Annotated in this window: 17 protein-coding genes and 3 pseudogenes; 8 read left to right on the forward strand and 12 right to left on the reverse strand. The window is 65.5% G+C overall.

Annotated elements, in window-relative coordinates:
- Positions 1 to 441 (reverse strand): annotated as a pseudogene (locus tag OMP44_RS14105) (energy transducer TonB); the annotation flags it as partial.
- A gap of 466 nt (positions 442 to 907) precedes the next feature.
- Here OMP44_RS14105 and OMP44_RS14110 point away from each other — a divergent pair.
- The gene (locus OMP44_RS14110) at positions 908 to 1,810 is read left to right on the forward strand and encodes an aliphatic sulfonate ABC transporter substrate-binding protein (protein WP_280309601.1); all 903 of its coding nucleotides are present in this window, start codon (positions 908 to 910) and stop codon (positions 1,808 to 1,810) included.
- A gap of 6 nt (positions 1,811 to 1,816) precedes the next feature.
- Here OMP44_RS14110 and OMP44_RS14115 read toward each other — a convergent pair whose 3' ends face one another.
- The 3 genes and pseudogenes from OMP44_RS14115 to OMP44_RS14130 all read right to left on the reverse strand — a co-directional run bounded on the left by OMP44_RS14115 (position 1,817) and on the right by OMP44_RS14130 (position 5,419).
- Positions 1,817 to 2,857 carry a substrate-binding domain-containing protein gene (locus tag OMP44_RS14115; RefSeq protein WP_280309029.1) on the reverse strand — a complete coding sequence of 347 codons (1,041 nt, stop codon included), beginning with the start codon at positions 2,855 to 2,857 and terminating at the stop codon, positions 1,817 to 1,819.
- A gap of 28 nt (positions 2,858 to 2,885) precedes the next feature.
- Positions 2,886 to 3,917: pseudogene (locus tag OMP44_RS14120) on the reverse strand (ABC transporter permease).
- Positions 3,914 to 5,419 (reverse strand): sugar ABC transporter ATP-binding protein, encoded by a 1,506-nt coding sequence (locus OMP44_RS14130; protein WP_280309035.1) that lies wholly within the window; start codon positions 5,417 to 5,419, stop codon positions 3,914 to 3,916. Before OMP44_RS14130 ends, OMP44_RS14120 begins: the two are co-directional and overlap by 4 nt.
- On the opposite strand from OMP44_RS14130, the gene OMP44_RS14135 reads away from it, so the two are divergent.
- Together OMP44_RS14135 and OMP44_RS14140 are read left to right on the forward strand one after the other, a co-directional pair.
- Positions 5,418 to 5,618 carry a hypothetical protein gene (locus tag OMP44_RS14135; RefSeq protein WP_280309037.1) on the forward strand — a complete coding sequence of 67 codons (201 nt, stop codon included), beginning with the start codon at positions 5,418 to 5,420 and terminating at the stop codon, positions 5,616 to 5,618. The two genes, OMP44_RS14130 and OMP44_RS14135, sit on opposite strands and share 2 nt — an antisense overlap.
- Positions 5,619 to 5,888: 270 nt before the next feature.
- Positions 5,889 to 8,267 (forward strand): annotated as a pseudogene (locus OMP44_RS14140) (TonB-dependent receptor plug domain-containing protein).
- Between the two features lie 9 nt (positions 8,268 to 8,276).
- Here the strand turns inward: OMP44_RS14140 and OMP44_RS14145 are convergent.
- Positions 8,277 to 8,738, reverse strand: a complete 462-nt coding sequence (locus OMP44_RS14145; RefSeq protein ID WP_280309039.1) for a DUF3574 domain-containing protein — start codon at positions 8,736 to 8,738, stop codon at positions 8,277 to 8,279.
- A gap of 478 nt (positions 8,739 to 9,216) precedes the next feature.
- Here OMP44_RS14145 and OMP44_RS14150 point away from each other — a divergent pair, with 478 nt between their 5' ends.
- The 5 genes from OMP44_RS14150 (at position 9,217) to OMP44_RS14170 (ending at position 12,998) form a co-directional block, all read left to right on the forward strand.
- A complete protein-coding gene (locus OMP44_RS14150) occupies positions 9,217 to 9,882 on the forward strand; it encodes an amino acid ABC transporter permease (RefSeq protein WP_280309041.1) in 666 nt (221 codons plus the stop codon).
- Positions 9,863 to 10,522, forward strand: a complete 660-nt coding sequence (locus tag OMP44_RS14155) for an amino acid ABC transporter permease (protein WP_280309043.1) — start codon at positions 9,863 to 9,865, stop codon at positions 10,520 to 10,522. The genes OMP44_RS14150 and OMP44_RS14155 overlap by 20 nt, the downstream gene beginning before the upstream one ends.
- Positions 10,519 to 11,280 (forward strand): amino acid ABC transporter ATP-binding protein, encoded by a 762-nt coding sequence (locus OMP44_RS14160; protein WP_280309045.1) that lies wholly within the window; start codon positions 10,519 to 10,521, stop codon positions 11,278 to 11,280. Before OMP44_RS14155 ends, OMP44_RS14160 begins: the two co-directional genes overlap by 4 nt.
- A complete protein-coding gene (locus OMP44_RS14165) occupies positions 11,277 to 12,155 on the forward strand; it encodes a transporter substrate-binding domain-containing protein (RefSeq protein WP_280309047.1) in 879 nt (292 codons plus the stop codon). Before OMP44_RS14160 ends, OMP44_RS14165 begins: the two co-directional genes overlap by 4 nt.
- A gap of 354 nt (positions 12,156 to 12,509) precedes the next feature.
- On the forward strand, positions 12,510 to 12,998 hold the full coding sequence (locus OMP44_RS14170) for a hypothetical protein (protein WP_280309049.1): 489 nt from the start codon (positions 12,510 to 12,512) through the stop codon (positions 12,996 to 12,998).
- Between the two features lie 67 nt (positions 12,999 to 13,065).
- Here the strand turns inward: OMP44_RS14170 and OMP44_RS14175 are convergent, their stop codons facing one another.
- From OMP44_RS14175 to OMP44_RS14205, 7 genes are all read right to left on the reverse strand, one after another.
- Positions 13,066 to 13,677: a helix-turn-helix domain-containing protein gene (locus OMP44_RS14175; RefSeq protein ID WP_280309603.1), complete on the reverse strand. Its 612-nt coding sequence runs from the start codon at positions 13,675 to 13,677 to the stop codon at positions 13,066 to 13,068.
- 20 nt (positions 13,678 to 13,697) lie between these two features.
- Positions 13,698 to 13,856 carry a hypothetical protein gene (locus OMP44_RS14180; RefSeq protein ID WP_280309051.1) on the reverse strand — a complete coding sequence of 53 codons (159 nt, stop codon included), beginning with the start codon at positions 13,854 to 13,856 and terminating at the stop codon, positions 13,698 to 13,700.
- A 181-nt stretch (positions 13,857 to 14,037) separates the two neighbouring features.
- A complete protein-coding gene (locus OMP44_RS14185) occupies positions 14,038 to 15,237 on the reverse strand; it encodes an acyl-CoA dehydrogenase family protein (RefSeq protein WP_280309053.1) in 1,200 nt (399 codons plus the stop codon).
- A 14-nt stretch (positions 15,238 to 15,251) separates the two neighbouring features.
- Complete coding sequence (locus OMP44_RS14190) at positions 15,252 to 16,955, reverse strand: dipeptide ABC transporter ATP-binding protein (RefSeq protein ID WP_280309054.1); 1,704 nt, start codon at positions 16,953 to 16,955, stop codon at positions 15,252 to 15,254.
- Entirely contained in the window at positions 16,948 to 17,802 is an 855-nt protein-coding gene (locus OMP44_RS14195; RefSeq protein WP_280309056.1) for an ABC transporter permease, read from the reverse strand. Before OMP44_RS14195 ends, OMP44_RS14190 begins: the two co-directional genes overlap by 8 nt.
- Entirely contained in the window at positions 17,799 to 18,791 is a 993-nt protein-coding gene (locus OMP44_RS14200) for an ABC transporter permease (protein ID WP_280309058.1), read from the reverse strand. Before OMP44_RS14200 ends, OMP44_RS14195 begins: the two co-directional genes overlap by 4 nt.
- Complete coding sequence (locus OMP44_RS14205) at positions 18,788 to 20,443, reverse strand: ABC transporter substrate-binding protein (protein WP_431312642.1); 1,656 nt, start codon at positions 20,441 to 20,443, stop codon at positions 18,788 to 18,790. The genes OMP44_RS14200 and OMP44_RS14205 overlap by 4 nt, the downstream gene beginning before the upstream one ends.
- Positions 20,444 to 20,556: the final 113 nt, after the last annotated feature.

The following is a 20,556-nucleotide window of genomic DNA, read 5'->3' on the forward strand; positions in this document are numbered from 1 at the left end:
GGGTTTGGGCTTGGGTGGGTGCCTGACCACGGGTTTGGGCTTAGGCGGCGCGGGCTTGGCCGCCAGCTCGTCCACCACCGGTGGCGGCGGTTCCGGCGCCTGTACCACCGGCTCGGGCAGCGGCGGCGGTTCAGGGGGTGGTGTCTCCACTACCGGTGGCGCCGGCGCGGCGAACTCGATGGTCATCGGCGGTATCTGTGGCGGCACTTCCGGCAGCACCGTTTCTGGCTGCCGGGCGAGCCAGTAGAAGACCGCGCCGTGCAAGGCCACCGCCAGGGCCAGCAAGGCCAAGGCTTCGGGGCGCTTGAGCGAGGGGCGGGGTCGCTGATCGTGGGTGAACTCGGCCAGCGCCAGCGGGCTGGCGGCGCCGACAACGGGGCTGGGTTCGGGGGGCGTAGCCGACCACGCCGGTGCGGCGCGAGCAGCCTGAAGATTCGCCATGAACGAAGTTCCTTCCTCTACGGATTGACCTGGGCAGCCAATAAAATTGCCAAGGGAGTGCGATGATGCAGAACTCGCTAGCCGTATCGAAGTAACTTATTTCGCGCACAGGCGAACGAAAAGTTATTAAAAAAATGCTATCGCGCACGGAGGAGAGAATTTTGCCGAGCACAGGTGGAAACCGCTTAAAAGGCAAATTCAAAAGGTATAGCGCACGACGTCTAGAGATTGATTTCCAACCGTAGCCTGAACGCCGTCCAACTATCCTTATTTCTTTTTTATCTAATATGTAGATGGGCTTTTGATTGACGAAACAAGACACCCGCCTTTACAACCTGCACTCGGTTGAATGCCCCTGCCATAAAGAACTTCTGACCGATTGACTCGTCGATCACCTTTCCCGCAAGGACGCCCCATGACCCCGCTCACCCTGCTCCGCCGCCTCACCGTTGCCCTGTTCGCCGTCATGATCTTCACGGGCTCCGCCCAGGCCGAGCAGACCCTGCGCATCGGCTACCAGAAGTTCAACAGCCTCAACATCCTCAAGAGTACCGGCGCCTTGGAGCGAGCCCTGGCGCCGGAGGGCATCCGGGTCGCCTGGTACGAATTCGCGGCCGGTCCGCAGTTGCTCGAAGCCATGAGTACCGGTGCCATCGACCTCGGCCATGCGGCGGATGCACCCTCGGTTTTCGCCCAGGCCGCCGGCAAGCCGGTGGTCTACCTGGCCGCCGAACAGCCCTATCCGAAGGGCATCGGTATTCTGGTCAGCAAGGATTCGCCGATTACCGACGTCGCCGGTCTCAAGGGACAACGCGTCGCCACTGGCCGCGGCTGGAATGCCCAGTATCTGCTGGCAGTGGCGTTGCAACAGGCTGGACTGAGCTACAAAGACATCCAGCCGGCGTACGTGTCCAATGCAGCCGATGCCGTGGCCGCCCTGCAATCCGGCAGTGTGGCCGCTGCTACCCTCTGGGACCCCTTCCTCGCCGCCGCCGAGCAAAAGCAGCCGGTCCGTAACCTGCGCGACGGCGAGGGGCTGACCAACAACCGCACCTTCTATCTCTCCACCGCTGCCTTCGCCGACACCCACCGCGCCCTGCTCCACACCTTCTTCAGCGAATTGGCCAAGGCCAGCACCTGGGCCAATGCCCATCCCAAGGACGTCGCGCAACTGCTCGCGCCGCAACTGGGTATCGACGCCAGCACCCTGGAGGTGGCCAGCAGCAGACGCAACTACAACGCCGTGGCCATCACCCCCGCTATCGTCGCGGAACAGCAGCGTCTGGCTGATACCTTCCAGGGACTGGGCTTGATCCCGCACGCCATCCGTATCCAGGACGCGGTCTATCCGGCGACGGTGGTGCCTTAGGGCACCCTACCGCGGCAGCGGAATCCAGGCCGATCCGGCCACCTGGCCGTCGTCGCGGAAGCCCGGTAGCTTCTCGGCCAGTTGCTTGAGGTTGCGCACCTGCAGATCCAGCAGCAGCTGACGGGTGATCAGCGTGGGCGGTACCAGTACCTGGGCGCCCTGCTCTTCACCCGTCAGCCGCCGCGCCAGGGTGCGCAGGCTGATGGCACCGGCGGTCTCGGCATTCACCGCGGCGGTGGCCACCCAGGCGCTGTCAGGCTCGGTCATGGCCTGGATGTCGGCCGTGGAGATATCGGCGCTGTAGATGCGCGTCGTCTTGTTGCGACCGGCCTCGTCCACGGCGAGCTTCACGCCCTTGGCGAATTCGTCGTAAGGCGCGAAGAACACCGAGATGTCCGGATGAGCGCGCAGCACGGCGCCGGCGGCATTGGCGATGGAGTTGGGGATGGGCGCGGTCATGCTGCCGAAACGAGCCTGCTCGACGATCCCCGGGTGGTCGCGCTTGACGGCTTCCCAGATCTCGAAGCGTTGCTCCATGGGGGTAAAGCCGGGCACGTAGGCCACTCCGGCCTGGAAGTGTTCGCCGTTGTCCTTAAGCGCCTGGCCCAATACCAGGCGCGCCAGTTGCCGATGATCCTGGACGACCTGGGTCACGCCCGGTACCTGGAGGTCGATATCGAAGGCCACCACCTTGATGCCCTTGGCCTGGGCCTTGGCCACGGTATCTCGCAGGGTCTCGGGCAGGCCCAGGCCGACCAGGATGCCATCCACCCCCAGGTCGATGGCCTGCTCCAGCTGCTCGCGCTGGCGCACCGCGTCCTGGCGCGCGTCGAACACCCTCAGGTCGGCACCCACGGCCTTGGCCTGCCGCTCGACGCCACGCTGGAAGGCCTGGAAGAAGTCACCGGCGGTCAGATAGGCGACCAGGGCCAGCTTGACCTGCCCCTTGTCGAAGGGTGGCGGTGCACCAGGCGCGCCCGTGGCGAGGGCTGGCACGGCGGTGAAGCAGGCGAGACTCAGGACGAAGGGGCGAAGCCATTTGCGCATAGCGGGTGTTCCTTTGTCGTAGACGAGGCTAGCGGCGTTCGCGCGCGAAGCCGAAGGTGAAGACCAGGGCCAGGACCAGGACCAGTCCCTTGACGAAATCCTGGGTGTAGTAAGGGGCGTTGAGCATGGTCAGGCCGTTGAGCAATACGGCGATCAGCAAGGCGCCGATCAAGGTGCCGAAGGCGTTGGGCTTGCGCGCGCCCAGCACCGCGAAGCCGATCAGCGCCGCGCCCAGGGCATCGAGTACCAGGCTGTTGCCCGAGCTGACATCGCCACGTCCGAGGCGCGCGGCCAGCAAGACTCCACCCAGGGCGGCGAGTACCGCGGAGAGGACGTAGGCCAATACCCGGTAACGCCCCACCGCAGCGCCGGCCAGTCGCGCCGCCTGTTCGTTGCCGCCGATGGCGTAGAACAGGCGCCCGTGGCGGGTCCGCTCCAGCAGCAGCCAGATCACCAGGGCTACCGCCGCGGTGACCACCACGGGCACCGGGATCAGGTCGAACCAACGGGCCCGTCCGAGGGCGAGGAAGGCCGGCGGAAAGCTGCCAGGCGCCTCGTCGCCATTCGCCAGGGTCATGCCCACGGCGATGGAGTTGCCGGCACTGGGGATCAGCTGCAGGCCGAGCACCAGGAACATGCTGCCCAGGGTGGCAAGAATGTCGGGAATGCGCATCCGAACGATCAGTCAGCCATTGAGCAGGCCCACCAGGGCACCGCCGCCCAGCGCCAGCAGGAGCGCCGCGGTGGTGCCCCAGTCGAGCACCACCAGCACGTAGCTGGAAATCATCAGGCTCATGGCCGCCACCGCGCCGATGGACAGGTCCAGGCCACCGGCAGCCATGGTGACGGTCACCCCCAGGGCAAGCAGCGCGACGACGGAGACCGACAGCAGGATGCTGAACAGGTTGCCAGGGCGCAGGAACGCGGGCTCCAGGGCGCCGAACAGGATCAGCAGCAGACCCAGGATCAGCAGCAGCCCGTAGCGCGTGGCCAATTGGCTCAGTGCGAGAGCACGCGGGGCGGTGGGCGCCGGGCGGGCGGAATCGACGAGATCGCTCATGCGTGCTCCAGTTCGGTGAGCTGAGTGAGTTGCTCCACCAGGGTGGCTCTATCGACCCCCTGGCGGCTGAAATGGGCTACCACCCGCGCGTCGCGCATCACCAGTATCCGGTCGGCGATCTCCAGGGCCTCATCGGGATCGGTGCAGATCACCAGGGTGGCGCGTGCGTCCGCCGTGGCACGGATTCGGGCGCCGATGTCGCGGCGCGACTGGACGTCCACGCCCTGGAAGGGTTCGTCCAGAATTAGCAGGCGGGCCGGCGCCAGCAGCCAGCGCGCCAGGACCACCTTCTGCTGGTTGCCGCCGGATAGCGTGGCAATGTCCTGTTCGACATCGGCGGTCTTGATGCCCAGCGCCCGGACCTGGGTCCAGGCGGCAGCGGCTTCGTCACGTTGACGGAGCAGGCCGCGCCGGGAAAAACGACGCAGGAAGGGCAAGGTCATGCTCTGCCGCACGGTGAAGCCGGGGACCAACGAGCTGCGCCTACGGTCTTCGCCAGCGAAGAACACGCCCTGATTGATGGCGGCGCCCGGGTCCTGGGGCCGCCAGGGCCGGCCATCCAGCTCCAGCCGTCCGGCGACGGGGCGCCGCAGCCCGAATAGCGTTTCGGCGAGCCGGCTCTTGCCGGCGCCGAGCAGCCCGGTCAGGGCGACCACCTCGCCCTGGGCCAGGTGCAGATCGAAAGGTGCAACGTCCGGCGCCAGCTGCAGCGCCTGCGCCGTCAGTACCACAGGACCGGCCGCGCGCGGGGTTGGCAGGCGCTGTTCCAGGGGCTGGCCCAGCATGGCCTCCAGTGCCGCAGCGAAGTCCAGGGGCCTAGCGAAGTCGCCGGTCAGTCGGCCGTCCCTCAGCACCAGCAGGCGATCGGCGAGGCGCTGCAGATCGGTCAGCCGATGGGAAATATAGAGAATGGCGACGCCCGCCTCACGCAGGCGGTCGAGCAGACCGAACAGCCGCCCCGCCTCCTGGGACGACAAGGCCGCGGTGGGCTCGTCGAGGATCAGCAGGCGCGGCTGGGCGGCGACGGCGCGGGCCAGTATCAGCAGTTGCCGATCAGCCTGGCCCAGTTGATCCACGGATGCGGCGAGCGGTAACTGCAGGTCTAGGGTGGCGGCGATGGCCGCTGCTTCCCGCGTCAAACGGCGCCGATCATGACCCAGGCCCGGTCCCTGGCAGAGCCGATCCAGACACAGGTTTTCGGCCACGCTCAAGGTGGGGACGATGCCGTCGTCCACGCTTTGTTGCACCGCGACGATACCGGCGCGGCGCGCGGCGGCAGGCGAGGTGAAACGTTGGGGGCGCCCGTCGACGAGCAATTCACCCTGGGTCGGTCGATAACCACCGCAGAGAATCCGCACCAGCGTGGACTTGCCGGCGCCGTTGGAACCGAGCAACCCGGTCAGGGTGCCAGCCCGCAGGTCCAAGTCGAGGCCGTGCAGGATCGGCTTGTCGGCGAAACTGAAATGCAGATCGCGCAACGCAATCCTGGAAGGTTCAGCCATGTCCTACTCCATCGACGAGGTGGCACACCTTAATTCACCGTCGGCGACCGTGCTAAATAGTCAGTGGGAATATGGTCATACGCTTTTTTCAATTGCAAAGGCTTATGAGTCCATTACCGGGGCAGTTGATATGCCTGCACAAGGATCAACTTCAGAACGGATCGAGCCGATGCTGATAATCGCCCGAGGCCACTGGTGAATGCTATTAAACAGCGCCATGACCTTGCTGTTGCAACAACAACAGTTGTTCTTTGCCAAACAGCTTTCCTTAATATAAGCGACTCGCTTTTCGCTATTTACCTGTCGCCAACAAGTCTCGTTAAAGTCGCCCGGCTCCCTGGCGACGTGCGACTGCGTGGTTCGGTCGTACTGGCCGCGGTCTCCGGGGAATGACTGTCGACCGGTCGCGTCCGCCCCGGTCTCCAATAATCCTCGTGACGGCAGTGACGCCGCCCGGCGATCAGGAGTGTTGCCCGTGTTACCTCGATCCCTGTTCAGTTCCGCCGTTTTATCCGCCCTGGTCCCCCTGCCGGCCTTCGCCGAAGAGCCCATCGACGGCATCGCCAAGCTCGATACCGTGCTGGTGACCGGTACCCGCGCGAAGAACCGCACGCTGCTCGATTCGCCGGTGCCCGTGGATGTGCTGACCGCGGAGGACCTGAAGGCCGCCGGCGTGGTGGGCGGTGAGCTCGGCCAGGCGTTGCAGACGCTACTGCCTTCGTTCAACTTTCCCCGCCAGTCCAACTCGGGCGGTGCCGACCACGTCCGCGCCGCCCAACTGCGCGGCCTGAGCCCGGATCAGGTACTGGTACTGGTCAATGGCAAGCGCCGCCACACCTCGGCACTGGTGGCCGATTCCTCGAAGATCGGTCGTGGCACCGCGCCGGTGGACTTCAACGCCATCCCGATCAGCGCCATCAAGCGCATCGAGGTGCTGCGCGATGGCGCCGGCGCCCAGTACGGCTCGGACGCCATCGCCGGGGTAGTCAACATCATCCTCGACGATGCCGACCAGGGTGGAGAGCTGAGCACCACCTATGGCGCCTATCACACTCATCAGCGGGCCATTGGCAAGACCACGACCGACGGCCAGACCTCGACCAGCAGTGCCAAGCTGGGTACCAAGCTTGGCGAAGCCGGCGGCTTCGCCCGCTTCGGCGCCGAATACGACGACCGCAATCCCACCAATCGCGCCGGTTATGACAACACCGGCTGGAACGCCGGCAACCAAGCCATCGGCCAGCGCAACTACGTCATGGGCGACGGCAGCTCGCGCAATCTTTAAACCTGGCTAAACAGCGAACTGCCGCTGGCCGCTGGCACCGTCTATCTGTTCGGCACCTACAGCCAACGCGACAGCACCGGCGCCAACTTCTTCCGCTACGACTACGAGTACCCCCAGCGCTACCCCGATGGCTTCCTACCGCAGACGCTGGCGCAGATCCACGACACCTCCCTGACCGCTGGCTTCAAGGGCGCGCTGGGCGCCGGCTGGGACTACGACACCAGCCTCACCCATGGCCGCAACCGCTACGAATCCGGCGTGCGCCGCACCCTCAACCCGGACCTCGCCGATAGCGGCAGCCGTTTCGACCGCGGCGAATACGCGCTGGCGCAGACCGTCGCCAACCTGGACCTCACCCATGACTTCCGCCTGCTGGAGCGAGATTTCCTCTTCGCCGTGGGCGGCGAATACCGCCACGAGGGCTTCACCTCCCAGGCAGGGGAGCTGGGCTCCTGGTACGGCACCGGCGCGGTGGGCGGCAATGGCCTGCGGCCGGACGACGAGGCGGAGCTGCAGCGCGACGTCTTCGGCCTTTACCTGGATATCTCCGGCGACCTGACCGACCGGCTGTTCGTCGACGCCGCCGCGCGTTTCGAACGCTACAGCGATGCCGGCAGCAAGCTCACCGGCAAGCTCAGCGGCCGCTACCGCCTGACCGATCGGGTGGCGCTGCGCGGCGCCCTGTCCAACAACTTCCGCGCGCCCTCCCTGGCGTAGAAGGGCTACCAGAGCACCACCAGCAACTACGACGACGCTCAGAATCTGGTGGACGTGCGTACCCTGGCGGTAAACAACCCCATCGCCCGAGCCCTCGGGGCCGAGGATCTCAAGCCGGAAACCTCGACCAACGCGAGTCTCGGCCTTACCTTCCAAGCCAGCGAGCGCCTGGACTTCTCCCTCGATGTCTATCGCATCGATATCAAGGACCGCATCACCCTGTCCGAGCAATTCGGCAGCGATGCCCTGGAAAGCTGGATCGCCGACAACTACGGCATCGCCGGTATCCACGACCTGACCTTCTTCACCAATGCGGTCGACACCAGCACCAAGGGGGCGGAACTGGTGGGCAACTACCGGCAGCCACTGCTGGGCGGCAATCTGACCCTCACCGCCGCCTATAGCTATTCGCGCACCCGCGTGGTGGACACCGCGGCCACGCCGACGCAGCTGGCCGCCCTGGGGATCGGCTCGGACGTGCTGGTAGGCGCCGCGGAGCGCAACACGCTCACCGATGCGGCGCCCAGCCAGAGATTCATCTTCTCCAGTCGCTGGGCGGACGACCGCTGGAGCCTGCTCGGCCGCCTTACTCGCCATGGCAAGACCAAGCGGGTGTTCGCCTTCGCGGAGCAGTCCTACGGCGCCCGCTGGCAGCTGGACGCGGAGGCCGAGTATCGCGTGACCAAGCAGTTCGCCGTGGCCCTGGGTGGCTACAACCTGCTGGACAAGTATCCGGAACGCTCCAGCGCCGAGATCAACTACGGCGGTAACCTGCCCTACGACGTGCTCTCTCCCATCGGCAGCAACGGCGCCTATTACTACACCCGGGCGACCTACACCTTCTGACGCAAGGCCTCAAAAAGACACGGCGGCCGGCTGCGAAACGGCGAGCACGGAAAGATCGCCGGTCAGCCGCTTCCACGCCAGGCGGACGGCGGACAGGTCCTGGCGCCGCGCCGCCGTGTCCTCATGCAGGATCACCAGTACCTTGGTGGCGAGCCGTTCCGGCTCTGTAGCACCGCGATCGCGCCATTGGCCGTAGGCGTCCAGCACGGTGAAGCCATCGGGGAAGCGAGCGGTAATCTCCTGGTCCAGGAAGGCCTGCCAACGCTGAGCGGATACCTGACGCTCGACCGGACGTTGCGGCCCCAACGACAGATAGAGCTCGGTACGGACCCAGCGGGCCTCGGGTGGTCGTGAGCTATCCCCGATTAAGGTGGCGCCGGGCTCCTCCGCCCGGGGAGCTGCCGGAAGATGACTATTGGCGCAGCCAAGCAGATTGAGGCACAGCGCGGCAACGAGCAGCGAGCGATACATACGGAAGTCCGTCCTTGAAAGTGAGAGCGAGGAGCGACGTTGACCCTGATAGCCGCTTACGGATGCCTACGAGAGTTGGAACGGCAGTCAGATGCCGGCGACTTTATAAGGCGTCCGGCGCCAACGTAATCCAGTCGATTTCCCGCCAACTTCAGCGCAATGAACAGGAATGAGCCAGTGGGACTATCCAGCCACGCGAGGTTATGGAAAGCACCTATCCGACTGGCACTTCAGGGGTAACTTTCACCCCTAGTAACGAAGCGCCTCCGGCTATATGAATTCGCGCGTTACTGTGCACGACACGCAGTATCAGGCGCCAGCCTGGCACTCTTCTAAGTTTATGCCTTAGAAATCTTAAGCGAAGCAAAAGTCTGCCTTTAGGCTACAAGGCCTTTTACGCAGAGATCACCGCAGTGCCCCAGGTTTGGCTTGTTTCAAGGAAGGTTTGTCTTTGGCTGGATGCCCGCGAGGCCCGACCATGACCTTCGATTACGCCTTTGCCCTCTCCACCCTGCCCGCCTTCGGCCGTGCGGTACTGGTCACCCTGCAGGTGGGGCTGCTGGCCAGCGTTGCCGCCTTACTGGTGGCCGTGGTGAACAATGCCCTGCTGGTGCTGGCGGTCCCCGGGACGCGGATACTGGTCCGCAGCTACGTGGAGTTGGCGCGCAACACGCCGCTACTCATCCAGCTGTTCTTCATCTACTTCGCCCTGCCTAGCCTGGGCGTCCAGATCTCCGGTTTCGCCGCCGCCCTGATCGCCATGACGTTCCTCGGCGGCGCCTATCTCACCGAGGTGCTGCGCGCAGGGATCGAAGCGGTACCGAACAGCCAGCTCGAATCGGGCCGCGCCATAGGTCTCTCACGGCTTCAGTTATTGCGCTTTGTGGTGTTGCCCCAGGCGGGAATCTTCAGCCTGCCGGCGCTGTGCGCCAACGCCATCTTCCTGCTCAAGGAAACCACCGTCGTGTCCGCCGTGGCAGTGCCGGAACTGCTATACACCACCAAGAACTATATCGCCCTCTACTACCGCACCTACGAAATGCTGGCCGTGCTGACCGGCATCTGCCTGTTGCTTTTCCTGCCGCTGTCATTGCTGCTCGGTGCCCTGGAACGGAGGCTGCAGCGTGGCCATTACGGGTTTTGAACTGCTGTGGCAGGCCGCGCCACAACTGGCGGCGGGAGCGGGCCGCACCCTGGCCATCGCCAGCGGCGCCATCTTGCTGGCCAGCGTTCTGGGCCTGGCCTACGGCATCGGACGTAGCCTGCGGCGGCCCTGGCTGGACCTCCTGCTGCGTAGCTACCTGGAACTGTTCCGCGCCATCCCGGTGCTGGTCTGGCTGTACCTCGGCTTCTTCGGTCTGCCACTGCTGCTCGGCATCGACTTGCCGGCGTTCTGGTGCGCGGTGCTGGTACTCGGCCTGTGGGGGGCCACCGAGATCGGCGAGGTGGTCCGGGGCGCCCTCGCCTCCCTGCCGTCCGGCCAGCGCGAGGCAGGGCTAGCGATAGGGCTCGACACCGCCCAGCTCTATCGCTGGGTGCTGCTGCCACAGGGCCTCAAGCGCCTGACGCCCGGTGTGATCAACGTCCATACCCGGATCATCAAGACCAGCTCCCTGACCGTGCTGATCGGCGTGGTCGACGTCACCAAGGTCAGCCAACAGATCATCGAGCGTACCTACGAATCGGTCACCCTTTACGGCTTCCTGTTCGTGTTTTTCTTCCTGCTCTGCTATCCGCTGTCCTGTGCCTCGCGCGCGTTGGAACGGCGTTGGAACCACACATGAATCCGCTACTCCAGCTGTCCGGCTTCAACAAGGCCTATCAAGGCATCCCGGTACTCAACGACATCGACCTCAGCGTGCGCGAGGGTGAGGTGGTGGTGATCCTCGGGCCCAGCGGCTGCGGCAAGAGCACCCTGCTGCGCTGTCTCAACGGCCTGGAACAGGCTGACAGCGGTACCCTCGCTTTCGCCGGCCGTCCGCTCGACGCGCGCAGCGACTGGCGCGAGGTCCGTCAGCAAGTGGGCATGGTGTTCCAGAGCTATCACCTCTTCCCGCATCTGCGGGTACTCGACAATCTGCTGCTGGGACCACTCAAGGTGCAGCGGCGGCCCCGCGCCGAGGCCGAGGAACAGGCCCGCACCCTGCTGGCGCGAGTGGGCTTGGCGCACAAGGCCGAGGCCTGGCCCCGTGAGCTCTCCGGCGGCCAGCAACAGCGGATCGCCATCGTCCGCGCCCTGTGCATGAACCCCCGGGCGCTGCTGTTCGACGAGGTGACCGCGGCGCTGGATCCGGAAATGGTCAAGGAGGTGCTGGAAGTCATCCTCGACCTGGCCGGCGCCGGCATGACCCTGCTTATCGTCACCCACGAACTGGCCTTCGCCCGTGCGGTGGCGGATCGCATCCTGTTCATGGATGCCGGACGTATCGCCGAAGAGAGCGACCCCGAGAGTTTCTTCAGTGCACCGCGGAGCCCTCGGGCTCGCCAGTTCCTGGAGCGATTCTCTTTCATGGAAAACCTGCCCAGAAGGAAAGTCTCGTGACCTTGAGATCCACCCTAGCCCTCCCCCTGCTCGCCCTTGGCCTGCTGGCGGGGTGCGACAACGCATCCACCGCCAAGGCGCCAACTGCGGCTCCCGCCGACCAAGGCTCCTTGGCGACCATCAAGGCCCGCGACAAGTTGATCGTAGGGGTTTTCAGCGACAAGCCGCCCTTCGGCTTCGTCGACGAGAAAGGCCAGTACGTTGGCTTCGATACCGATCTAGCCAAACGTTTCGCCAAGGACTTGCTGGGCGACGAGCGCAAGGTGGAATTCGTCAGCGTCGAGCCGGCCAGCCGGATTCCCTTCCTGCAGAGTGACAAGGTGGATCTGATCCTGGCCAACATGACGGTCACCCCCGAGCGCCAGCAGGTGGTGGATTTCACTAATCCCAACCTGAAGGTCGCCGTCCAGGCGCTGGTACCCGCGGACAGTCCGGCGCAGAAGCTCGAGGATCTAAAGGACAAGACGTTGATCGTGACCACCGGCACCACCGCGGACCTCTGGCTGACCCGCAACCACCCGGACTGGAAGCTGCTCAAATTCGAGAAGAATTCGGAGTCTCTCCAGGCACTGGCCAACCACCGCGGCGATGCCTACGCCCAGGACAACCTGGTGCTGTACGGCTGGGCCAAGCAGCACCCCGGCTATCGCCTGCTGCCCGACAAGCTCGGTGCCGAGGCCCCCATCGCTCCGGCGGTGAAAAAGGGCAACAGCGAGTTGCGCGACTGGGTTAATGGCGAGCTCACCCGACTCGGGCAGGAGCGCTATCTGCTTACCCTCTACGACCGGTATGTACGCGCGCAACTGCCGGATGGCACCGATCCTCAGGCGGTCATCGTCGAAGGGGGTGATTGGAAGGGCGGTAGCGGCGACTGACGCCTCGCAACGGGCGGGGATCGGCCCTTCTCCACCGATCCGCGTCTGTTTTCTGACGATTCAAACCTGACGCATTGCAAACTTGACAGCGATTAGATCCATTATTCACAACGGTTATTTGCTAATTACTAAATCGAATATTCATAACGGCGGTTTGTCGGACGTTGCGAGGTAATCCGTCGTCATGGCAGCGCTTTGCGGGTTGTGACGTCTTGGGAGGATGTCGCGTTCGTCCTGCCCACGCTGCAAATGCACGCAGTGCTGCTGACGCCTCGGCTTGTCCGGAGCGGACTTCTTCCTAGAATGCGAGCCAGTTGATCCCAAACCTCGCTTACCTCTTCAGGAGTCCTGACCATGATGAATGCCATGCAGATGCCGATGACCAACGCCATGATGCCGATGATGGGGATGCCCATGATGATGGGTGTCATGCAGTGCGACATGCAGCAGGATGGCATGCGCTGCACCGTCATGCCCGCCGCGGACATGGACATGGCCATGTTTCGCAACAGCGCCGACATGATGACCATGATGATGAATTGCGGCATGCCGATGATGATGCACTGCGGCAACCTGATGATGCTGGGTATGTCCGAAGCCGCAATGCCGATGATGGCCAACCTGAACGCCATGCCGATGATGGGCATGAACCTGCCGCCGATGAAGTGCATGCTCGACTGCACCCTGCAGGGTGACAAGCTGGTCTGCATGATGACGCCGATGCAGGGCATGGACCTGAACCTGTTCAAGAATGGCTGCATGCTGATGATGAAGATGATGGACTGCGGCATGCCCATGATGATGAGCTGCAACGGCATGCCCATGATGTGCTGCACCTGCTGAGCGACACGCGACTAAAAAAGCCCGCTGGCCGACGCCAGAGGGCTTTTTCATTGCGTGATGCCAGGAATCAGTCCAGCCGTTCGGCGTAGATGGACACCAGGTAGGCCACCGCCTCGGTGGCCGCCGGATTGCGATAGCCGTGCGGCTGGTCGGCGTAGAACAACAGGGAATCGCCGGTGCCGACGAGAAAGCGCTCTTCGTTCACGGTAACCTCAAGCACGCCCTGGGCCACCACCAGATTTTCCTGGGTGCCGGGCGCATGCCCGGAAGACGTTTCAGCCGCCAGGCCCGCGAGTCGCAACTCGTAGAATTCCACCTGGCGCGACACGTCGAAGGGAAACAGCGCCCGACTGACGAAGCCGCCGTCGGCGCTGACCAGGCGCTTGCTGTGCTGCACCGGCAGCAGCGCCACGCCGGTGAAATCGCGCGCATCCAGAAAAGCGGCGATCGAGACCTTGAGGGCCTGGGCAATCTTGTTCAAGACCTTGATCGAGGGCACGCTGCGGCCGCTTTCGATTTGCGCCAGCATGGCCCGGCTGACACCCGACAGACGAGCCAGGCCGTCGAGAGACAGCTGGCGCTTGCCACGCAGGCGAAGCAGATTTCCCGCGACCCGCGTGCAGATCGGGTCCGCACTGGCAGTCTCCAGGGCCTGGCTCTCCTCGCCATGGTGATCCATACCCGCGACGACCTCCATGGTCAGGCCTCCTGAGCGGTCCTGTTCCGTTGTGCCACCAGCATCGCTGCCGTCTGGCCGGCCTGGGCGGCGTACAGCAACCACAACCATTCGGCCTGTCGCCGCGCCTGGCGGCGCAACCGATAGCGGGCGAGATCCACGACGTTATCCGGGCGGCTCATGGGATGTCCTCGGCAGTGACAGGAGAAGGATGGGTCAAACCTAGCAAGCCTGGTTTAGAACCATAAATAATGTATTCGGCTAGGTTAATAACTTTTTGCAGTGACTGCGTCAGACGAGGGTCGCCTGGCGTCTGTCCAACGCTCCGAACGCCAGGCAATACGAAGCGCAGGGACGCCACGGTCAAAACAGTCCCGAAGTTGGCAATGGCGTACCCTTGAGCCGCCAGGCGCCCACCGCGGCGGCCTTCCAGTGCCGCGGATTGTGATTGGCCACCGTCCGTGCATTGCGCCAGTGGCGATCCAGGTTATGACTGCGCCCGGTCGTCGAAGCCCCACCCACGTCGAACAACGTTTCCGCGGCCCTGAGTGCGAGTTCAGCGGCCAGGTACTGGGCCTGGGCAACACCCAAAGCAGCCTGCTCCACCGATTCGGCGCCGAGTTCGGCCGTCCAGCTGGCATCGATGCTGTCGGCTGCATGCAGAACGACTGCCTCCGCGGCGAAGGCCCGGGCCGCGATATCACCCACGGCCCATTCGACATAGGGGTCGTCGACCGAACGGCTGGCGCTGCTGTGTTTGATGGGACGAGCGTGTTCGCGGGCGAAGCGCTCGGCATCGACCTGAGCGTTGCGCGCGATACCGGCGAGGACGGTGCCGAGAAATAGCTGCAGGAACGGCGTGACGATGGTGCGGGTCCCTTCCTCCACGGTCCGCGGCCGGATCTCGTCGCGCTCGACGCGGACCTCGTTCAGGCGAGTGGTGCCACTTGCAGTGAGGCGCTGGCCCATGGCATCGAAGTCGTCCAGCAACTCCAGTCCGGGCCGATCGCGCGGGAGCACGAAGGACACCGGCTGATCGTTCTCGTCCAGCGCCACGGCGCTGATCCAGTCGGCGAACAACGCCCCCGTGCTATAGAACTTGCTGCCCTGGGCGCGGTAATGATCGCCGTGATCGACCAGGCGCGCCGCGATGGCGCCATTGGCACCGCCCAGCTCCCAACCGGCGTTGCCCAGCACAGCGCCCGCCAGATAGCGGGGAAACCAGAGGGCCCGCTCCGCCTCCGCCTGGTCATGGCGCGCCGCGAGGAGGCCTTCGAGAAAGGCGAACCCCGGGCGCAGCGCCTGGGCGACGTTGGAGTCCGCCGCGGCGATGCGCAGCAGCAGTGCGATGACGTCGCGCACGCGGCCCCCCGGACCGCCATAGCGGGTCGGGATACGCAGGGTATAGACGCCGGCCTCGGCCAACTGCCGAATAGCCTCGTACGGCAGTTGCCGTTCGCGCTCGCGATTCGCGGCGCCGGCGGCGATATCGGGTAGCAGGCGGTCGACGCGGGCGCTGATGGCCTGCACCGAAGTGGCCGGCTGAAGTTCATGGGCAGTCATAGGTCTCTCCACGGCTAGATAGCGATTTTCCAAAGACGCGCCTCGTCCAGCAGACTCAGCACCTCATCCAGCGGATCGAGCGGCGGGGCCTGTAAGAGCGCGCAACTGCCTGGTAGGCGGGGCACGGAGCCCAGCAGGTGACGGGTGTAGTCATGCTGGGGGGCGGCGAACAGCCGCTCGGCCGGCGCACGTTCCACCACCTGGCCATGGCGCATGACCAGCACCTCGTCGCTGACATGGCGGATCACGCCCAAGTCGTGGGAAATGAACAGGTAGGCAAGCCCCAGGGAATCCTGTAGATCCGCCAGCAGGTCGAGGACCTGTGCCTGGACCGACACGTCCAGGGCCGAGACCGGTTCGTCACAGACGATTACCCGCGGCTCGCCGGCGATGGCGCGGGCAATGGCGACGCGCTGGCGCTGACCGCCAGACAGCTGCAGGGGGCGGCGCTGCGCCAGCTGCTCCGGCAGGCGGACCTGCTTGAGCAGGCGGGCGATTCGCGCTGGTCGCTCGCTGGCGGGGATGCCCGCCACCTCCAGGGCGTCCGCAAGGATCTGCGCCACGCTCCAGCGCGGATCGAAGGAGCCAAGCGGATCCTGGTAGACGATGCCGATCTGGGAGCGCCAGGGTCGGCGCTGGGACTCGTCGATAGGCTCGCTGGCCGAATTCCAGGTCCGGCCGAGAAAGGTCACGGCGCCGCTGTCCGGTGTCAACAGACCCAATGCCAAGCGGGCGACCGTGCTCTTGCCGGAGCCGGATTCGCCGACGATGCCCAGGGTCTGCCCCGCGCGCAACGTGAAGCCGACCTCGCTCACCACTTCCTGGACCTGCCCATCCGGACCGCGATAACGCTTGCTCAAGCCTTCTGCCTGCAGCAGGACCTCGCCCGGCGGACGTCGCGTCGCGATAGCCGTCGCCCCGGGCGACAGCCGACTGCCGCGGGGCTGCTCGGCAGGCACCGCGGCCAGCAGGGCGCGCGTGTAGGGATGAGCCGGCGAACTCAGCACCTGAGCGGTCGGCCCCTGCTCCACCACCTCGCCATGGCGCAGGACCACCACCTCATCGGCTAACTGCGCCACTACCGCCAAGTCGTGACTGATGATCAACAGCGCGGCGCCGCGCGCCTTGATCTGGCGAAACAGCTCGAGGATCTGCGCCTGGACCGTCGCATCCAGCGCCGTGGTCGGCTCGTCGGCGATGACCAGCGCCGGATCCAGGGCCAAGGCACCGGCGATCAGCGCGCGCTGACGCAAACCACCGGACAGCTGATCGGGTCGCTGCCGAGCGCGCAACGCCGGCTCCGGCACGCCGACCCGGGTGAGCAGCTGCAGCACCTGGGCACTGCGGGTATCCCGCCGTCCATGGGCATGGGTATCCAGGACCTCGAGAATTTCCTTGCCGACCTGACGCAACGGATCGAGGGAGACCAGGGCATCCTGGAGCACGAAGCCGATGTCCCGCCCCCGCACCTGGCGCCATTGCCGCTCGCTCAGGCCGAGCAGGTCACGACCGGCGAACTGCAGCCGCCGGGCCTGTACCTGCGCCCGAGCCCCCGCCAGCCCCACCAGGCTGCGGGCACTCACGCTCTTGCCGGAGCCGGACTCGCCGACCAGGGCGACGCAGCGCCCGGGTGCCAGGGTGAAACTCAGATCCCGTACCACGGGCTGGTGACCGAAGGCGACGCTAAGCCCTTCGACGATCAAGGTCGTGTCATTCATGGCGGCCCTCCAGGCGACGCTGCAGATAACGGCCGGCTACCGTGGTCGACAGGGTCGTCAGCACGATGAACAAGCCGGGAAAGAAGGTCAGCCACCAGGCGTTGGCGATGAAATCGCGGCCCATGGACAGCATGGTGCCCCACTCCGGCGCCGGCGGCCGTGCGCCCAGGCCGAGAAAGCTCAGCGCCGAGGCCCAGACGATGGCCTGGCCCACGCCCATGGTCACGGTGACGACCAGGGGGCGCATGGCATTCGGTAGCAATTGACGGGTGATGATGCGTAGCGGTGAATGACCCAGCGCCCGAGCGGCTTCCAGGTAGCCGGCCTGGCGCACCGCCAGGACCTGGCCGCGGACCAGACGCGCGTAGCCAGGGGCAGCGCCAAGTCCCGTGGCGACGATCAGCGGACCAACGCCACTGCCGAACACCGCCACGAAGAGCAACGCCAGCACCAGGCTAGGGAAGGCGAACAGCACCTCCAGTACGCCGCTGATCAACTGATCCAGGCGGCGTCCGCCCAATCCGGCCAGCAAGCCGAGGAAGATCGCCAGCGTGAAGGCCAGCGCGGTGGCCGCGATACCGATGGCGAGGCTCTGCCGCGCGCCATGGACGATCCGGGCATAGATGTCGCGACCGGATTGGTCGGTACCCAGCCAGTGCGCCAGACTCGGGGCTTGGAACGCCTCCCGCGGCGTGATCGCCAGGGGGTCGAGTCGGGTGAACAGCTGCGGCGCCAGGGCGGCCAGCAGCACGGCCAGCAGGAAGCCCAGGGCGAGCAGCGCACCGATCGGCGGCAGTCGCCACGAACGCTGCTGGCTTAGGCCGCTATCGAGGACGAGACCGCTCATGGCCGTTGCTCCTGTTGGCGCGGATCGAGCCAGAGATGCAGCAGGTCCACCAACACATTGGCCAGGACGTAGACGGCCGCCACCACCAGGCTGATGCCGATGGTGAGAGGTAGATCCTGCATCTGTACGGCCTGATAGAGCTGACGCCCCAGGCCTTTGCGGGAAAAGATCACCTCGACCACCACCGCGCCGCTGATGAGCGCGCCGATCGCCCAGCCCGAGAGCGAGACGCCGGGTAACACCGCGTGTCTTAGCGCATGGCGAAAGCGCACCTGCAGCTCGCCGAGTCCGCGGGTGCGCGCCGTGAGGATGAACGGTTGCTCCAAGGTCAGCTCCAGCGCTTCGCGGGTGATCTGGGCGATGAAGCCGGCCAGGGGGATGGCCAAGGCCAGGGCCGGCAATACCAGGGCCGCTAAGCTGTCGCTGCCGGCCGGAGGAAACCAGCGCAGGCCGAATGCGAACACCGCCAGCAGCACCACGCCCAGCCAGAACTGCGGAATGGACGCCGCCACCGTCTCGCATAGGGAGGCCAAGCCGCCGAGCCAACGGCCACGGCCGGCGGTGAGCACGGTCAGCAGCAATACCAGTAGCCACGCCAGCACCAGGGCCGCCACGGTCAATTGCAAGGTAGCGCCACCCTGCTCCGCCAGTACCTGGGTGACCGGTTGGTGCTGGGAATAGGAGACCCCCAGGTCGCCGTGCGCCAGGCGTTGCAGATAGAAGAGGTACTGCACGCCGAGCGGTCGATCCAGCCCATACTCGCGGCGGGTGGCCTCGAGGGTCTCGGGCGTTGGATTGGCGCTCGCCCCGCCGAGGATCGCCAGGGCCGGATCGCCCGGCATCAGGCGCAGGACGAAGAAGGTCAGGGTCGCCACGGCCAGCAGCACCAGGGCAGCGCCGAGCAACCGCACGAGGGCGCGTCGGCCGAGGCGTGCCAGGCGTTGCCGGCGTGGATCGGGTGGCAGAACGACGGGTAGCGTGGCGGTCATTTGTTCACCCAGGCGTCATAGAGATAGGTCACCGCCAGCGACGGCTCCAGCCGTACGCCATGGGCGGTCTTGTAGATACCCAGCCGGGTACTTTGCGGATAGGTCGTCAGCTCCAGGTACTCACTGGCGATGCGGGCCTGGGCCTGACGATAGAGCTCGCGGCGGATCGCCGGATCCTGGGTCGCAAGAGCCTGGTCCATCAGCGCATCGAAGCGGGCGTCGCTATAGCCGGCACTGTTCTGGTGATAGCCGCCAACGCCTGCGGGCTGGATGAAGGCCGAGCCGAAGATGATGCGCAGGACATCGGGCGTATTGGTGTTCCAGTAGCCCAGGCGGATGTCGTAGTCCCAGGCCGCCTGGCGCGCCGTGACCTGGGCATCGCTCATCTGCTCCAGCACCACCTCGATCCCCACCGCGCGCGCCGTGGCCTGCACCTGCTCCCAGAGCGTCTGCTCGGACGGCGAGGTGCGATTCCCCACCAGGGTGACCACCCGCAGACGCTTGCCGTCCCGGGTGCGATAGCCCTCGGCATCGCGCCCGGTCCAGCCGGCCTCGTCGAGCAGCCGCGCCGCACGGGCCGGATCGTGATCCTGCAGGTGCTCGAAGTCAGGACTGTAGAAGGGCGTCGCCACGCTCAGCGGTCCGCCAGCGCGGGGAAACTCGCCGAAGTAGACGCTTTTCAGCGCACCCTCGATGTCGGCGCTGCGCACGAAGGCCTCGCGTACGCGGCGGTCGTCGAAGGGGGCGCGGCGAAGGTTCAGGGTGCCGTTGGTGGGATTGCCGGGCCGCTGGGCGACGATCACCTTGAGGTCGGGGTTGCGCCGCGCCGCTTCGTGGGACTCCGGCGGCAGCGTCTCGATGACGTCCACCTCACCCGCCTGCAGGGACGCGAAGCGCACCGAGGGCTCCTGGATGAATTTCCACAAAATCCGCTCGAGGTACGCGGGGCCCTGGTGCTTGGCGGTAGGCGGCGCCCAGTTGTAATCGGGATTGCGCACCAGCTCGACCTGGCTCTGGCGTTCCCAGCGCACGACCTTGAACGGCCCGCTGCCCACCGGACTTTCGCAATTGACATCGCGCGGTCGCTTGAGCGCGGTGGGTGACTGGATACCAAGAAAGCCCTGGGCCAGGACTTCGAGAAAGGCGGCGTAGGGGCTGCTCAGGTGGACGACGGCGGTGTGGGCATCGACGATGTCGGTACCGCGGTACTGACGGATGTAGCCGCCTGCCGTGCTCGACTGGGTCTTGGGATTGGCCATGTGGTCGAGGTTGGCCTTGACCGCTTCGGCATCGAATGGGGTGCCGTCGGTGAAGCGCACATCGTCGCGCAGGTGGAAGGTGTAGCTCAGGCCGTCCGCGGAGATCTCCCAGCGCGTGGCCAGCCAGGGACCGATGCGCCCCTGCTCGTCCATCGACACCAGCGAATCGAGATACTGCTGGGCCACGAACACCTGGGGCATGTCGCCGGCCACATGGGGGTCCAGGCAGGTGGGTTCACGATCGGTGGCATAGACCAGGGTGCCCCCTTGGATAGGTTTGCCCTGGTCGACCTGCCGCGGCGCCTGGCGCTCGCAGCCGGCCAAGGCGAGGCTCAACAGGGTGGCGGTGAACAGCGTCGGGGCATGGCGGAGCAGCGGGGAGGTATCTTTCAAGCAGGCCTCGATGGCAGCCGGGTGAGATGAAGGTCGAGGAGACTTTTGCGAAAAGCGTGCCGCGCTCATTTTGCCGCCAAGGCGGCTGTTCGGGGGTGGTGCTGTCGCCTGGT

Source organism: Pseudomonas flavocrustae (assembly GCF_029872515.1).
In the GTDB taxonomy this organism is placed as follows: domain Bacteria; phylum Pseudomonadota; class Gammaproteobacteria; order Pseudomonadales; family Pseudomonadaceae; genus Chryseomonas; species Chryseomonas aestiva.